This window comes from Anoxybacter fermentans, assembly GCF_003991135.1.
Taxonomy (GTDB): Bacteria; Bacillota; Halanaerobiia; order DY22613; family DY22613; genus Anoxybacter; species Anoxybacter fermentans.
Window position 1 is genome coordinate 889523 of sequence record NZ_CP016379.1, and the last position, 16788, is coordinate 906310.

The window sequence follows — 16788 nt, forward strand, 5'->3', positions numbered from 1 at the left end:
ATTTCGATGGAAATCGAGCTTTAGATGATTTAAAAAATTTCTCAAGAAGCGAAAAATTAGCTTTTTGCAGTTTAACTATAATTTTGTTATATTTAAATTTCTTGTTGAAAGGTATGAATGCTTAGATATTATTTTGCGATTAAAGAAATTGATTAATCAAGAATTTATAAAAATTATGTGGAGATTTATCGCCTTTTAATATTTTAGAATTTGGCTAATTGAATAAGAAATTTCTTTTTTTAAAAAGATTTTAGTAAACAAGGTATAGGATCTCTGAATTAATATTCAGAGGTTTTTTATTATGGACTATTTGCAAAAGGAAATCTCTATGTTGCTGTAGTATTACTAATATATTAATATAGTGATATAACTTTAAGTAGGGGTGAGAAAAATAATGAGATTCTTTTCAAGAAAAAGACGAAAAACAATTGCAAATTTATTAATAGTCAATTTAATTTTACCGATGGTTTTATTAATTATCTTATCGGCTCCTGCTTTTGCAGATGATTTAACTGAAGAAGATGCGTATAAAGGTCTGGCTATAGCATTGGCTTTGATTCTTCTGGCCAAAATGATGAAAAAAATTTTGGGGAATGATCAAAAAGTTGATATAAAAATTGATATAAAAACGTCTACGGATTATACTAAGGAAGATTTAGAGTGGCTGGCCAGGGTTATTTATGCCGAGGCCCGTGGTGAGCCATATGAGGGCCAGGTTGCTGTGGGAGCTGTTGTCTTAAATCGGGTGAAAAGCCATCAGTTTCCTAATACTATCCGGGAAGTTATTTTCCAGCCGGGCCAGTTTTCTTCTGTAGCAAATGGTCAGATTTATCTAACTCCCAATGCGACTGCATATAAAGCAGCCCGGGATGCTTTGAAAGGAAAAGATCCTACTTTTGGAGCATTATATTTCTATAATCCTAAAACAGCTAAAAATCTGGACTGGTTTAGAACACTAAAGATTACTGTCAAAATTGGGAACCATGTTTTTGCCCGTTAAATAAAAATTTTATTTGACAATGTCGTCAATGTATGATATGATTTAATTAATTAGTAATCCGGGTTACTAAAATTTTTAAAATTTCTAGGAGGAATGTTTAACAATGGAACGTGGAGTTGTAAAATGGTTTAACAGTCAGAAAGGCTATGGCTTTATCTCTAGAGAAAATGGAGATGACGTCTTCGTACATTTTTCTGCAATCAAAGAAGACGGTTTTAAGTCTCTAGAGGAAGGTCAAAGAGTGAAATTTGACATCGTACAAGGTGAACGTGGCCCACAGGCTGCTAATGTTGTAAAACTGTAGTTTTACAGCGTGAAATTAATCCCCGGGTAATTGGCCCGGGGTTTTTTTGTTTTTTAAGAATGAAAGGTTAAACTGCAAAAAGCTAATTTTTCGCTTTTTGAGAAATTTTTCGAATCATCTAAAGCTCGATTTTTGTCGAAATAAGGCCTCATCACAGGAGGTGATGAGGCCTTATTTCATTGGAAATCTCGCTAAGATGATTTGGCGAAAAATTTCTATGTTGCTTAAAATTAAAATATTCAGTGATATTTACCGGAAGTTATACTATCAACAGTTTACTGCTTTTGATTTTGAAGATTTATTAAAGTTACGACCAGAAACTAAATTTTCTTAAACACCTCTAACTTTTCTGGGTAAAATGTCTTGAGTTTGATAAAGCAAAATCATACAGAGAGATTAAGTAATATGCAAAGAAATACTATTTTGCCTGAATTATTAAATACAACAATTTTTTAATATATTAAATTTGTCAAACTATATAATAATATAGTATTAATTAACAAAAATTTGCATTAAAGCATAAAAGAATTTATAATATAGATAGGATGACCTGAAAGGAGATGGTAATATGGAGCAAAAGCAAAGAGAAGAAAGAATGATAAAGTTAACAATTCATGTTCCAGAGAAACTGGCGTCAGGTATTGAAACAATATCTAAGTTAAAAAATCTATCACAGGAGAGTTTGCTCCGTATCTGGGTTGAAGAAGGTTTAGAGAGAGAGGAACTTAGATTTGAACGTTTATTGCTTTTTGCTGAAATGACAGGAGAATTAGATGATAAAAGTATTGAACTTCTTTCCAGATTAAAAACCAGATATTTTGATGAAAAGAGTGATGGGGAAAGAGGACTTGACCCTTATATGCTTAAAAGCATAAGTTTAAACCATCTTTATAATGCTATCTCTCAAGAGAATTCATTATAAAGATAAGAGCTGAACAGATTGCTGTTCAGCTCATTTTTTATTATTTTTCTGTTTTCACCCATTCTGGAACTATAGGAACTGCTACGATTTCTATTAGTTGATCATGTCCTAATTCTTTTTGTGAATACATATTACCGGTACGTTGGGTTTCAGTAATATCTTTAATCTGCAATTCTTTTAAGTCACCATTTTCTTTGACAAAAACCAGATATTGATCTTTTTTGCCGGAAATTATATTTAAGAGTTGATAGTTATTACTCGATAAAGTTTTTAATCCCTTACCGTTTCGCTTTTGAATTTTATATTCAAAGATATGAGTTCTCTTGCCCCGGGAATCTTTTGTCAGGGCAACTACATAATGATCTTCTGCTGTTAAATTAAAGCTAATTACTTGATCATTATCATCAAGTTTGATACCTATACAGCCTTTGGTATTTCGCCCTGTTGCAGAAACTTCTTCTTCAGCAAAATGAATGGTCATTCCGTTACGGGTTCCAAGTAATATATTCTGTTTTCCATCGGTTACTTTAACCCCGATAACATAATCATCATCATCTAGATTAATAGCTTTAATTTGGGTAATAGAGGATTCATATTCACTGGCAATGGTCTTTTTGATCATACCCTTTGCTGTAGCAATAGTAATAAACTTTTCTTTAGTTTCCTTATTAAGCATGATGACATTTACTATTTCATCATCCAGAGGAATTTTTATATAATTATTCAAAGGATCGCCTGTAGAAAGAGGATGATGTTCGGAGATTTCATAGACATTTAACCCGTAGCAGTTACCCGAACGGGTAAAGAAGAGAAGCCGATCTAAGGTGGTTCCCTTAAGGATATGGGTTATAAAATCTTTTTTACCAGCCCTGATATTATCTGGATCATTAGTTCGTTTAATATACTGGCGGTAAGAAAGGGTTACTACAACATCTTCTTCTTTGATTAAATCTTCGGTATCAATTTCTGCTTTAGAAGCATCTTCTATGATGGTGGTTCGACGGGGGTCACCATATTTATCTTTAATCTCTAATAGCTCTTTTTTAATCAGGTTTTTAAGAGCTTCTTTATTGTTAAGAATCAATTTTAAGTTGGCGATTTTCTCATTTAATTCATTGATTTCTATCTCAATTTTTTCCTGTTCCATTCCCACAAGACGCTGTAACTGCATCTTTAAAATGGCATCAGCCTGAATTTCGGTTATATTTAAGGTTTTAATTAATTTTTCTTTAGCTTTAGAGGTGGATTTGGAAGAACGGATAATTTGAATTATAAGATCTAATTTATCAATAGCTATTTTGAGTCCCTTAAGTACATGGAGTCTATCTTCTGCATGGCGTAATTCATAGCGGGTTCTCCGGATAACTACTTCTTTACGGAATTTCAAAAACTCTTCAAGAATTTCTTTTAAATTGAGAATTTTTGGCTGCTTACCTACTAATGCTAGCATATTGATTCGATAGGTAGTTTGCATGGAAGTATATTTATAGAGTTGGTTTAAAATAATTTTAGAATTGGCATTTGGCTTTAGTTCTATTACAATCCGCATTCCATCCCGATCAGATTCGTCCCGGATATCAGAAATGTTGGTAATCTTTTCTTTATTTACTGCATCGGCTATCTCTTCAATGAGTTTTGCTTTTTGCAGTTGATAGGGAATCTCGGTGATGATGATCTGATCTTTAGTTTTGCTTTTGCTCTCAATTTTAGCCCTGGCCCGGATGGTTATCCGGCCCTGCCCGGTTTTGTATGCTGAATGAATCCCCTTAATTCCTACAATTTCACCTCCGGTGGGGAAATCAGGGCCTTTTATGGTCTTCATCAATTTATCGATGGAAATTTCTGGATTTTCCAGTAATTGAATCAATCCATCTATTACTTCCCGTAAATTATGTGGAGGAATGTCGGTACTCATTCCTACTGCGATACCACTTGAACCGTTAACCAAAAGATTAGGAATCCGTGAAGGTAAGATTACCGGTTCTTTAAGGGTATTATCAAAATTGGGGACAAATTCTACGGTTTCTTTGTTAATATCGGCCAGTAAGTCCATAGAAAAGGGAGCCAGTCTGACTTCAGTATAACGCATAGCTGCAGGATTGTCACCGTCGATGGAACCAAAGTTTCCATGCCCATCAATTAATGGATAGCGCTGGGCAAAATCCTGAGCCATCCGCACCATAGCATTATAAACAGCGGCATCACCGTGGGGGTGGTATTTACCTAATACTTCCCCAACGATTCGCGCAGATTTTTTATATGGCTTGTCCGGGGTAAGTCCCATATCCCGGGCGGCATAAAGAATTCTTCTATGTACAGGTTTTAATCCATCCCGTACATCAGGTAATGCCCGCCCTACAATAACACTAAGGGAATAACTTAAATAGGCATCCTTCATTTTATCTTCGATAGCTATAGATGTGATAGTACTTTTCATGTATCTTAACTCCTTTCTATGGCATAACGTTATTTTATTTTCGCGGAAACTAATAAATCTCCTCTAGTCTTTTGCGTAAAAGTGAAAGAATATTTATGATTAAACTGCAAAAAGTTAATTTTGAGCGACATAGAACCATCTTAGTGAGATTTCAGTCGAAATAAGGCCTCATATGAGGATGTGATGAGCTGATCAAGGGCCAGGAGGGCCCACTTTGATGGTTCGAAAAATTTCTTTTGAAGCGAAAAATTAGCTTTTTGCAGTAAACATTTATGGTATAAGAGAGAAGTATCTGCTATAATAAAATTACTGCACTATAAGCAGGAGATTTTAGAAATATCCAGAAAAAGAAAGAGAGTAATGATTAAACTGCAAAAAGCTAATTTTGAGCGCTATTGAAATTTTTCGTTAAACCATCTTAGTGAGATTTCAGTCGAAATAAGGCCTCATATGAGGATGTGATGAGTTAATCAAGGGTCAGGAGGGCCCATTTTGATGGTTCGAAAAATTTCATTATAAAGCGAAAAATTAGCTTTTTGCAGTAAAATCAGTAATATAAAAATTCGTCATATCAGAAAATTAAAATTTGGGAAGGTGTTAAAAATGGCCTTATTCGAAGAAGTTAAATATGATGCGTCGCAGATTCAAATCTTAGAGGGCCTGGAAGCTGTTCGTAAACGTCCAGGGATGTACATTGGTAGTACCGGAACCAAAGGGCTACACCATCTGGTCTGGGAAGTAGTCGATAACAGTATTGATGAACACCTGGCCGGGTACGGAAATGAAATCCGTGTTATATTAAATCCCGATGGAAGTATAACTGTAGAAGACAATGGACGTGGTATTCCTGTAGATATTCATCCTGATAAGGGTATTCCTGCTGCTCAGGTAGTTTTAACAACACTACACGCAGGTGGTAAATTCAATAATAACAGTTATAAAGTCTCTGGGGGTCTTCACGGTGTCGGTATTTCTGTCGTAAATGCCTTGTCTGAGTGGCTTAAGCTGGAGATTCATAGGGATGGAAAAATTTATCAACAGGAATACCGGAGGGGAGTTCCGCAAAATGAATTAACTGTAGTAGGCAAGACCAAAAGAAGTGGAACTACTATAACTTTTTTACCTGATTCTACTATTTTTGAGATTACTGAGTTTAAATTTGAAACCCTGGCCCATCGTTTACAGGAATCTGCTTATCTTAATAATAATTTGAAACTGATTTTGATAGATTTACGCGGCGAAGAACCTCAAAAAGTTGAATTTAAATATGAGGGTGGAATTGTAGCATTTGTTGAACATCTAAATCAGAGCCGCGACCTGCTTCATAAAGATGTTATTTACGTTGAAAAACAGGTAGGGGACAAACATATTCAGGTGGCATTCCAATACAATGATGGATACAATGAACGAATCTATTCTTTTGCAAATAATATTAATACAGTAGATGGGGGCTATCATGTAACTGGTTTTAAATCAGCACTAACAAAAGCCTTAAATACCTGGGGTAAGAATAACAATATATTAAAAAGTAGTGATCCATCTTTAACGGGTAATGATGTCCGGGAAGGGTTGACTGCTGTAATTAATGTCAAACTTCCAAATCCGCAATTTGAAGGTCAGACCAAGGCCAAATTGGGTAATAGTGAGATGAGAAGCATAGTTGAGACGATTGTCTATGATTATCTGGGATATTATTTTGATACTAATCCTGAAGTAGCAAAAACCATTATTGAAAAGGCTCTTCAGGCAGTACGAAACCGGAAAGCTTTAAAAAAAGCTCGTGAATTGGCCAGACGTAAAAGTGCCCTAAATAGCCATTCATTACCTGGAAAATTGGCTGATTGCAGCAGCCGTAAGGCTGAGAAATCAGAAATTTTTTTAGTAGAGGGTGATTCTGCAGGTGGTTCTGCAAAACAGGGCCGGGACCGGCAATTTCAAGCTGTTCTTCCGCTTAAAGGTAAGATTCTCAATGTAGAGAAGTCCAGATTGGATAAAATTTTGAGTAATAATGAGATTGCCACCATCATTGCTGCATTAGGGTGTGGGATTGGTGAAGAATTTGATATAAGCAAACTCCGTTACCACAAGATAATCATCATGACTGATGCTGATGTGGATGGTGCTCATATCTGTACTTTACTTTTAACTTTATTTTACCGATATATGAAACCGCTTATTGATGGTGGATATGTATATATAGCTCAGCCACCCCTTTATAAAGTGACTCATGGGAAGAAAGAGACTTACCTTTACAGTGATGAACAATTAAAAAAATATTTAAAAGAGATTGGTAATGTAAAGTATACTGTTCAGCGTTACAAGGGTCTTGGTGAAATGAACCCATCCCAGCTGTGGGAGACGACCATGAATCCTGAAACACGCAGACTTCAGGTTGTAGAGATAGAGGATGAACTTGAAGCTGACGAAATTTTTGCCAAACTTATGGGAAGTAATGCTGATCTTAGAAGAGAGTTTATTATGAAGAATGCAGAACAAGTTGAAGAATTGGATATCTAATTTTTTTGAGGGTAGGGAGTTTCTCCTATAATGGAGGAACGCTCTGCCCTTGATTTTTATAAACAGAATAAAGATTTTACTGCAAAAAGCTAATTTTTCGCTTTTTGAGAAATTTTTCGAATCATCTAAAGCTCGATTTCCGACGAAATAAGGCTTTCTAATCAAAGGGCCCTCCTGGCCCTTGATTAACTCATCACATCCTCATATGAGGCCTTATTTCGTCGGAAATCTCACTAAGATGATTTGGCGAAAAATTTCTATGTCGCTCAAAATTAGCTTTTTGCAGTATAATCAGTTTAATAAATAGTCAAATGTTAATAGGTAATAGAGAGTGACTTGAGTCTTATAAAGTGGAAATAGATTTCAACCCTTTTACTGTTGTTCTTTATTAAGACGTAGGATATAATGAAGATAACTAAAGGCAGGGGGGGAGTAGTAGTGAATTACAGTAAGTATTATCGGACTTTTTTCGTAATAATAGGGATTATTCTATTTTTGGGTATAGTTTATCTATTTTTGCCAGAAGCAAAGGGAGAAGAGTATATAGAGAATCTTTATCAGGAGGCAAAGGAAGCTTATTATTCCGGTAATTTGGACAATGCCATTAAGAAGTACAAAGAGATTCTCCGTTACCAACCAGGTTCAAGAGCAGCTTTGTATCTAGCAACCATATATGAAGAGTTGGGGAATTATGCCATGGCAAAAGAGCAGTATAAGAGTTATCTGCATAATAATCCAATGGATTTAGAAGTCCAATTGGATCTGGCAATTGCCGATTTTAATCTGGGCAATTTAGATATATCAAAAAAAGGACTTACAAAAGTCCTTACTTCTCAAGATGTTAACCCTTATCTTAAACGGGAAGCGGCATATTATCTTAGCAAGATTAGTACAATGATGGGGAATTATTCAGAGGCCCTCCAATATGTAAATCAGGCAATCAAAGCTGATTTAAGATATGTTCTAGCAGTGGTACAAAAAGGTTGGATTTATGAACTAATGGATCAACCTGAAGAAGCAATTAAATATTATCTGAATGCTTTACGGCTTGATGGTAGTTTAAAAGGGATTCAGCGTAGGTTAGGATTACTGTATTTGAAAATTAAAGATTATGATAATGCGTATTATCATTTTGATAGAGCTTTAAGTGAGAATAAAAAAGATCAGCTTTCTAAAGAGAAGCTTAACTGGCTTGAACAAAAATTTCCGGGTCGGTTTAAACGTCTGTCTACTCCGCCCACTCCAGAGGATTTGCCGAAAAAGGTAACTTTTAGACAGGTTACTCCATTAACCGATGATGAAAAGATCAAGCTAATCCGGGTTGGACTTTTTGGTGGAGAACCTCAAAAGGTGATTTTCTTCCGGGTAGGTGCTGATTTTCGGGTCGAAGATAGGAATGGAACTCTTCTTACCACAGGTAGGACAGGAGAGATCTGGAAAGTTGAGCAGAAAAAAGGATACTATGAACTGGTAAAGTATCCAGAAGGTAAAATAGTAAAGTTCACTGGACCAATTAAAGTTAAAACCGAAAAGTATGCACCTATCTTAATCCATCAGGTCCAGTTTGGCAAGGGATATTTCTGGGCTGGTAAAGAGGATCGTCAATATCGAGGCCAGGTTGAATTTCTACCCAAAACTAATGGTCTAACACTGGTCAACATTTTAAATGTAGAAGAATACCTCTACTCTGTTATAGCTTCTGAGATGCCTGCTTCCTGGCCCATAGAAGCATTAAAGGCTCAGACAGTAGCTGCCAGAACCTACACTTACTATAATCTGGGTAAGCACAGTTCTGAAGGTTTTGATCTCTGTGATACAGTCCACTGTGCTGCTTACAACGGTATTGGTTGGGAGAGTCATAAAACCCATAAGGCAGTTCAGGAGACTTTAGGTTTAATTATGACCTTTAATGGTCGTCCTATTAATGCAGTCTATAGTGCCAATTCCGGAGGACATACAGAAGATGTGAAAGATGTCTGGGGTACGGATTTACCTTATCTTAAAGGTGTTTCAACCCTTAAATCTGAGAATGAGACTATATTTCCTCTGGAACCTGCTGAGTTAAAAAGCTGGCTTAGAAAAGTGCCTGAATCCTATTCTCTGGAACCTCAGTTTTCAAATCCGGTTCATTATCGCTGGCAGAGGCGGGTAAGTCGGAGTTTTATTGAAGATAGACTGAATATAGGCCGTTTACAAGAATTAAAGGTGACAGGTAGAGGAAGAGGAGGGAGTGTTACTTCTATTCTGGCAGTCGGAACTAAAGGTCAGGTGGAGTTAAAGCACTCTCTACGCTCTAAGCTTGGAGGTTTAAGAAGTAATAGGTTTTTTATACGTCCAGAGTATGAAAACGGTCAACTAACGGCATTTGTTTTCTATGGAGGTGGCTGGGGTCATAATGTTGGAATGGATCAGGTAGCTGCTGCAGGAATGGCGAAAGAAGGATTTACTTTTGATCAGATTTTGAAACATTTTTACACTGGAATTGAGTTAACAAAACTGTATTGAGATTTTATTAGAAATATATTGTGGATAACATTTGGTATAAAAATATCTAATAAACTACAAAGAGCTAATTTTAAGCGACATAGAAATTTTCATTAAACCATCTTAGTGAGATGGATTACCCTGAAATCGAACTTTAGATGGTTTGAAAAATTTCTATCTAAGCAAAAAATTAGCTCTTTGTAGTTAATGAGCTTGTTGACAAACCCTTCTTTTTTAAAAACTTGTCCGTGCACTACCAGAAAAACTAAATATAATTTCTGAAGCGTATAAATCAAGGCTTAAGCCAGAAGGGCGGAAGCCTTGATTTTTAAGGGCGTGCAGCCAGGATGGCGGAGCGTTCGATAGCGGAAGAAATTATATTTAGTTTTTCTGTTCCCCTGTGAGAGCAAGTTATCTAAACCTTTCCTTTTTCAACAGCCTGAGTTAATAAGATTAATCTCCGAAGGGTATTTTACTCTTCAGTAGCTATCTTTTTATAATCCAGATTTGGGCATTGACATTAAGCAGAATAGTTAATATAATTAATATATGAATAATTGTTCATATATAAAAGGAGGCGAAATTATGAATTTTCCAGAAATAGCAACAAAAAGAGAGGTTGTACAAAAGATCGTTTATTTAAAGGGATTAAATTGTGCCAATTGTGCAGCAAAAATTGAAAAGAAAGTACGTGATTTAGAAGAAGTAGATGATGTAATTATTAACATAGCAGAACAGAAGATGTATTTAAGAATTTTTAAAACCGGTGTTTCTAAAATTATGGACCAGGTTCGGGATATTGTGACTAGTTTAGAACCTCATATCAAAGTTTATGAAAATAATGATCAAAGAGAAGAAGACAATGACGAAGATGAAATGAATTTTAGATATAAAATAATTCAGATTGGGATTGGAGCAAGTTTTTTTGTTATGGCTCTTTTTCTGAAGCTTCCTATTTATATTGAATTATCTCTGTTTCTTATAAGTTATTTGATCATTGGTGGTGAAGTGATTTTTCGAGCTGGACAGAACATCTTTAAAGGTCAGATTTTTGATGAGAATTTTTTAATATCTATTGCTACCATTGGTGCTTTTATCATTCGAGAATATCCTGAGGCAGTAGCAGTTATGTTATTTTATCAAATCGGTGAACTCTTTCAAGATATATCTGTTAACCGTTCCCGCCGTTCTATCCGGGCATTACTGGATATTAGACCTGAATATGCCAATATTGAACGTAATGGTGAGTTGGTTAAAGTTAAACCAGAACAAATTAAAATTGGTGATGTAATCGTTGTTAAACCAGGTGAGCGGGTTCCATTGGACGGGATCGTTATTGAAGGTCAATCAATGGTTGATACCTCTGCTTTGACAGGAGAATCAGTACCCAGATCAGTCGAGGTTGATGATGAACTATTGGCTGGCTATATCAATATCAGCGGTCTTTTAACTCTTAAAGTAACCCGAACCTTTGCCGAATCTACAGTGACAAAAATTTTGGATATGGTTCAAAATGCCAGTTCACGAAAAGCTCCTACAGAAAAATTTATTACAAAATTTGCTCGCTATTATACTCCGGTTGTTGTTTTTGCAGCTCTGATAATTGCAGTTATTCCTCCACTTTTTATACCTGGGGCGTCCTTTTTTGATTGGCTTTATCGGGGATTGGTCTTTTTAGTTATTTCCTGTCCATGTGCACTGGTAATTTCTATTCCTCTTGGATATTTTGGTGGAATTGGGAGTGCATCCAGACAGGGGATTTTAATCAAAGGTAGTAATTATTTGGAAGCCTTAAATCAGGTCAAGACTATTGTCTTTGATAAGACTGGAACATTAACTCAAGGGGTATTTAAAGTATCTCAAATCGTACCTGAAGAAAATATTTCAGAAAAGGATTTACTTTATTATGCAGCATTGGCTGAAACTCATTCCAATCATCCTATAGCTAAGTCTATATTGGAGTATTATGGTGAACCGATGCATATTGAAAAAAGTGGAGAATATAAAGAAATTCCCGGTCATGGTATAGAGGCCATAATTGATGGTAAACACATTCTTGCTGGTAATGAAAAATTAATGCAAAAACATGGGATTAACTATAACCCTCAAATTACTGAGGGAACTGTTGTATATGTTGCAGTAGATGGTAAATATTTAGGTCATATTATAATTGCTGATAAAATCAAAAAGGATGCAAAAGAGGCAATTTATAGTTTACGTCGATTGGGTGTTCGTGAATTGATAATGTTAACAGGTGACCGACAGGAGATTGGTGAAAAAGTAGCAAAAGAATTAAAATTGGATAGGGTTTATGCAGAACTTTTGCCTGATGAAAAAGTAGAAAAAATAGAAGAGATGGTTCAGCGTAGAGATTTTTCTGGTAAGTTGGCCTTTGTTGGAGATGGAATCAATGATGCCCCTGTTCTTGCCAGAGCGGATGTGGGTGTAGCCATGGGAGGTTTAGGTTCAGATGCAGCCATAGAAGCAGCAGATGTTGTATTAATGACCGATGAACCTTCGAAATTGGTAAAGGCTATACAGATTGCTAGAAAAACCAGGGCCATTGTCTGGCAAAACATCATTTTTGCACTGGGTGTAAAAGGTTTTGTTCTCTTTTTAGGTGCTATGGGTCATGCTACTATGTGGGAAGCAGTATTTGCTGATGTAGGTGTGGCACTTATTGCTGTTTTCAATGCACTTCGTATAATTAGGGTAGATTAAAAAAATTTCCCCGCCAGGATTTCTCTCTTATTTATTGGAGAGATAAAAGGCGGGTTTTTTATACCATATGTAGTACCAAAAAATATTGATATTATTGAATTTAAAGATGGAATATGTTATATATATACTAAGAAATATTTCGAACTGAAAGAATAACTTTAGAATGGGCATCTATGATTGCCAGATAAAAGGAGGCATTTTTAAAATGAAAGATCAAGAGAAACAAAGTCGAGATGATCACACTATGGATATTTGTACAGAGTGTAAAATTCACCATGATTTGCTTAAGAAATTAGATCATAAGATTGATGAAGAAACCTATCAACATCTGGCAGAAATTTTTAAGACACTGAGTGATCCTACCCGGATAAAAATAATCCACGCTCTATCCCAGACGGAACTCTGTGTTTGTGATCTGGCAGAATTGTTGAATATGTCCCAATCGGCAGTTTCCCATCAGCTTAGAATTTTACGAAATCACCGATTAGTTAAATACCGCAAAGAAGGCAGGACTGTCTTTTATTCTCTCGATGATGAGCATATATTACTCCTCTTTAATCAGGGGCTCTGCCATGTTATGCACGGTTAGGATGTGATAAATCCCTGCTCCCGCCAGTGTTTAATCTTTTCTCCCAGTTGCTGTTGTTTGGCCCAATAACCAAAGAGCTCTTTTTTTTGTGAAAGTTGACCGAGGATTTTCAGCATGCCTTTATCCAGCGGTTCGGGATCAAGGTTGGCCCAGGGTGATCCTACAAGAGGCATAAAAGTATGGGCATGAATAATAGCACCATATTTGGTGCGGATTTTTTCCATCCAGGCGATGGTTGCTTTACGATCTTCTTCCAGTTCTCCAGGTAAACCAAAGATAAAATCTACCATTGGCGTCAATCCAAATTCTCGGGTTAAGTTGATAGCCTGTTCTGCTGATTCAAGACTATGCCTACGACCCATTTTTTTTAACATTTTTTCAGATCCAGATTGGACTCCGATTACTAAAGATTTATTGTCACAGTATTTCCGGACTAATTTTAATACTTCAGGGGTTACTGATTCTGGACGAACTTCTGAAGGAAATGTACCAAAATAGCATTCCTGTATCCCAATTTCTTTTAAACCCACTAACAACTTTTCAAGTGCTTCTATATTGGGTTTAATTCCATTGGGAGATTGAAATCCAAAAGCATTTGGACTAATAAAGCGGGAGATAACCTTTCCATGCTTAACAGCCCAGCGGGAATACTCAAGAATCTGCTCAATTTCCCGGTAACGGGGTTTTCGGCCGAAAAGATATGAGACAGCACAGTAATAGCATCCAAAAGGACATCCCCGGGTAATTTCGATGGGAATCATAAGTTTTTTTCTTTTAGTGGCAAAAGGTGGATAGTCATTTAAATCTACAGGATCTATGGTTCCATCATAGATCCTTTTTCTTTTTCCACTTAGGAGGTCATCGCAATATTGGCGAATGGTAGCTTCTCCATCTCCGATAAATATGGAGTCAAAACCCAGAATTTTTCCACTCTCCGGATCACCAGAAACATGTGGACCACCAGCAATAATGCTATAGGGAGTTTTAAGCCCCAGTTCATCAATAGCTTTAAGATCCTGTAATACCTTTTCTAAGTCAAAGGTCATAAAAGAAAAGGCTATAATCAGTTCCTGATATTTACCGTCAAATTTAAGCAGATCCTTGATCTTGCGGATGGATAGAAGATCCACCTCTTCAATATATTTAGTTTCTTCTAGAGATGCAATTAATGGAACAAAACTATATTTAGTATTTTTCATCCATCGAAAAACAATTGCGTATTTCATATCCACATTATCCTTTCCTGGTCTTTAAGAATATTATACTCCTAAAAAAATAATTTCGCAAACCCTGTTAATTTGGAAAGATGAAAAAGTTATCATCTTACCGTAAGCATATTTTAATTCTCCTGAGGTTAAAATGTAAATAAACATGATTAGGGGGAGGTGGACTTGATGCCTCAATATAAAGAAAAAGCCTCTGCAAATGGTGAATGTCCTGAGCGCGAAATGGGTGCTTCACCTCCTGTTTTTATGCCGGCAATTATGGGGTGGATTTCACAGGAAGAGCAGCGTCAGCGGGCTCAGGATCTAATTGAAGCTGCTGCTGAAATAGCTCCAACAGGAAAAGCAAAAAAATAGAACTTATTTTAAATCCTAAAATTTTATACTGAAGTTTAGGAGTCCATAAAAGTGGACTCCTATTCTTAAAGGGGTAAGAAGTATTCAGATTTTAATTTCATCTAGGCTGGTACTTTTAAGCTAGTCTCTATAAGTATTGAATATATGGTCAAACAAAAGCTAAGTTTGAGCGTTATTGAAATTTTTTTACTGAAATCGAATTTTAAATAGTTTGAAAAATTAGCTTTTTGTAGTAAAATCATATATAATTTTTTCAAATGGCAGTTTCATAAAATGTTAAATGTGAGAAAGTAATGAAGGAGGGGCTTATATGGTTCAAATTAGGGAGGCCAATGAAGAGGATCTTGATGCCATTCTCACTCTGTGGGAAGAGTTTACACAATATTTACAGAAAGTTGAGCCGGATTTTTTTCAACTTAAGACTAATGCCAGAGAAATATACCAGAAACGGCTTAAAGAACAGATAAATTTATCTAATAATCTAGTAATAGTGGTAGAAGATGAAGGAAAATTAGTAGGATATCATATTGCTTCTATCCGTTATCCGGGAGAGGTTTTTATACAAGAACCCTATGGGCATATAAGTGATTTATATTTAAAAGCAGATTATCGAGGAATAGAAATTGGAAGACGCCTGGTTCAATACACGAAAAAATGGTTAAAGGAACGGGGAATATCACATTTGAATGTTAAAACTTTTACTGATAATCCGGGAGGAGTGGTCTTTTGGGAGAAAAACGGGTTTGAAAAATATGAAGTTACATTTAAGTGCAATTTAAAAAAATTTTGATAAAGAGAAGGAAGATTAAGTTACTACATAGAATAATAATTTATATGAAAATTAAATAATATGCTAAATCTGGTGGTCTGAGTGAGCCTGGAGGTGACTTCAGGTTTACAAAGACCTTAAAAGGGAAGCTTGGATGGGTAGGTTTCTACCCGTTGCAGCGCGGTCCCGCCACTGTGATCAGGGAGTAACCCTTCGAAATACCACTCGATTCCGGGGAAGGTGAAGGGAAGCGATGATCTGACAGCCAGGAGACCTGCCAGATTTAGAAGCCTTAAACCTTCGGTAGAAAGGGGATGGTAGAAGAGATGATAAGTTTGTAATCTTGCCTTTTCAAAAGAAGGGGGCAGGATTTTTTATTTAATTAAAATTAGTGAGGAGGTTTTAAAATGAAAAAAATACGAGTTAGTATTTTAATATTATTAATGGTTCTTTTCTATGCTTTGGTAGTAGAAGCCAGTTATCCAATTAAAGTAATTGATGATATGGGTGAATTAACTGTCATTCCTGAAAAACCCATGCGAATTGTTTCTCTAGCTCCCAGCCATACGGAAATTCTCTTTGCTCTGGGTGTGGGTGATAGAGTTGTTGGTCGGACTGATTTTTGCGATTATCCCGAAGAGGTGTCCGATATTCCAAGTGTTGGGGGATATAGTCAGCCAAGCCTGGAATCGATAATGGCTGTAGAACCGGATCTGGTATTGGCTAGTTTTGGAACTTCTAAAGAGTTAATCGACCAATTGAGAAACCTGGGGATTTCTGTATTGGGTTACAATCCAGAGACTCTGGACGATGTCCTGAAGATGATTTGGGAAATTGGTAAAGTGACTGGTGTTGAGGAAAATGCTGCATTATTGATTGAGAATTTGAAAGAACGTATTGCAGCAGTAAAGAGACTGGTAAAAGATGCTGACCGTCCATTGGTTTTCTGGGAAGTGTGGCATGATCCATTATACACTGCTGGACCAAATACTTTTATTAATGATCTGATTACTCTGGCCGGTGGAAGAAATCTGGCTGCTGATGCAGATAGTCCATGGCCTGTTTATAGTCTGGAAGTTCTACTGGCCAAAAATCCTGATATTTATATTGCTACTAAAGATCAGTGGTCAGATCCAGGCAATATTTCTGAACGTCCCGGGTATGACCAGTTAAAAGCCGTAAAAAATGGTCGGGTTTATGTGATAAATGCTAATAATGTTAACCGTCCCGGGCCAAGGTTGGTTGATGGCCTGGAAGAATTGGTGAAAATAATTCACCCTGAATTATTTTAATTCCCTTAATTTCAAAAGACCACTCATGCTGAGTGGTCTTTTGATATTTATTAGAGTTCATATTAAAATAACTTGGTTTCCGGTTTGTTAAATTATTGAGCATTTAATAAACTTATATGGGCATCAGAATGAATTAATGATAAAAAATAAGTTATTTGTATTACGATTTAATA

Annotated in this window: 12 protein-coding genes and 1 riboswitch; of the genes, 10 read left to right on the top strand and 2 right to left on the bottom strand. The window is 36.1% G+C overall.

Annotated elements, in window-relative coordinates:
• The first annotated feature begins 394 nt into the window (after nt 1–394).
• The 3 genes from BBF96_RS04055 (at nt 395) to BBF96_RS04065 (ending at nt 2226) form a co-directional block, all read left to right on the top strand.
• Nucleotides 395–1000 (top strand): cell wall hydrolase, encoded by a 606-nt coding sequence (locus BBF96_RS04055; protein ID WP_127015957.1) that lies wholly within the window; start codon nt 395–397, stop codon nt 998–1000.
• A gap of 103 nt (nt 1001–1103) precedes the next feature.
• Nucleotides 1104–1304 (top strand): cold-shock protein, encoded by a 201-nt coding sequence (locus BBF96_RS04060; protein WP_127015958.1) that lies wholly within the window; start codon nt 1104–1106, stop codon nt 1302–1304.
• A gap of 568 nt (nt 1305–1872) precedes the next feature.
• A complete protein-coding gene (locus BBF96_RS04065) occupies nt 1873–2226 on the top strand; it encodes a hypothetical protein (protein ID WP_127015959.1) in 354 nt (117 codons plus the stop codon).
• 40 nt (nt 2227–2266) lie between these two features.
• Here BBF96_RS04065 and gyrA read toward each other — a convergent pair whose 3' ends face one another.
• Complete coding sequence (gene gyrA / locus BBF96_RS04070; RefSeq protein ID WP_127015960.1) at nt 2267–4663, bottom strand: DNA gyrase subunit A; 2397 nt, start codon at nt 4661–4663, stop codon at nt 2267–2269.
• Nucleotides 4664–5266: 603 nt separating this feature from the next.
• On the opposite strand from gyrA, the gene gyrB reads away from it, so the two are divergent.
• From gyrB to BBF96_RS04090, 4 genes are all read left to right on the top strand, one after another.
• Nucleotides 5267–7180, top strand: a complete 1914-nt coding sequence (gyrB, locus tag BBF96_RS04075) for a DNA topoisomerase (ATP-hydrolyzing) subunit B (RefSeq protein ID WP_127015961.1) — start codon at nt 5267–5269, stop codon at nt 7178–7180.
• A gap of 438 nt (nt 7181–7618) precedes the next feature.
• The gene (locus BBF96_RS04080; RefSeq protein ID WP_164730895.1) at nt 7619–9685 is read left to right on the top strand and encodes a SpoIID/LytB domain-containing protein; all 2067 of its coding nucleotides are present in this window, start codon (nt 7619–7621) and stop codon (nt 9683–9685) included.
• A gap of 564 nt (nt 9686–10249) precedes the next feature.
• The gene (locus BBF96_RS04085) at nt 10250–12385 is read left to right on the top strand and encodes a heavy metal translocating P-type ATPase (protein WP_205665708.1); all 2136 of its coding nucleotides are present in this window, start codon (nt 10250–10252) and stop codon (nt 12383–12385) included.
• 205 nt (nt 12386–12590) lie between these two features.
• Nucleotides 12591–12974, top strand: coding sequence for an ArsR/SmtB family transcription factor (locus BBF96_RS04090; RefSeq protein WP_418655000.1), 384 nt, complete (start codon nt 12591–12593; stop codon nt 12972–12974).
• On the opposite strand, the gene BBF96_RS04095 is transcribed toward BBF96_RS04090, so the two are convergent.
• A complete protein-coding gene (locus BBF96_RS04095) occupies nt 12971–14200 on the bottom strand; it encodes a TIGR04013 family B12-binding domain/radical SAM domain-containing protein (RefSeq protein WP_127015964.1) in 1230 nt (409 codons plus the stop codon). The two genes, BBF96_RS04090 and BBF96_RS04095, sit on opposite strands and share 4 nt — an antisense overlap.
• 168 nt (nt 14201–14368) lie before the next feature.
• Between BBF96_RS04095 and BBF96_RS04100 the strand changes: the two genes are divergently transcribed.
• The 3 genes from BBF96_RS04100 to BBF96_RS04110 all read left to right on the top strand — a co-directional run bounded on the left by BBF96_RS04100 (nt 14369) and on the right by BBF96_RS04110 (nt 16615).
• Nucleotides 14369–14554, top strand: coding sequence for a hypothetical protein (locus BBF96_RS04100; protein ID WP_127015965.1), 186 nt, complete (start codon nt 14369–14371; stop codon nt 14552–14554).
• Nucleotides 14555–14864: 310 nt separating this feature from the next.
• Nucleotides 14865–15344, top strand: a complete 480-nt coding sequence (locus BBF96_RS04105) for a GNAT family N-acetyltransferase (protein WP_127015966.1) — start codon at nt 14865–14867, stop codon at nt 15342–15344.
• Between the two features lie 53 nt (nt 15345–15397).
• A riboswitch (cobalamin riboswitch) is annotated at nt 15398–15619 on the top strand.
• Between the two features lie 111 nt (nt 15620–15730).
• The gene (locus BBF96_RS04110; RefSeq protein WP_127015967.1) at nt 15731–16615 is read left to right on the top strand and encodes an ABC transporter substrate-binding protein; all 885 of its coding nucleotides are present in this window, start codon (nt 15731–15733) and stop codon (nt 16613–16615) included.
• Nucleotides 16616–16788: the final 173 nt, after the last annotated feature.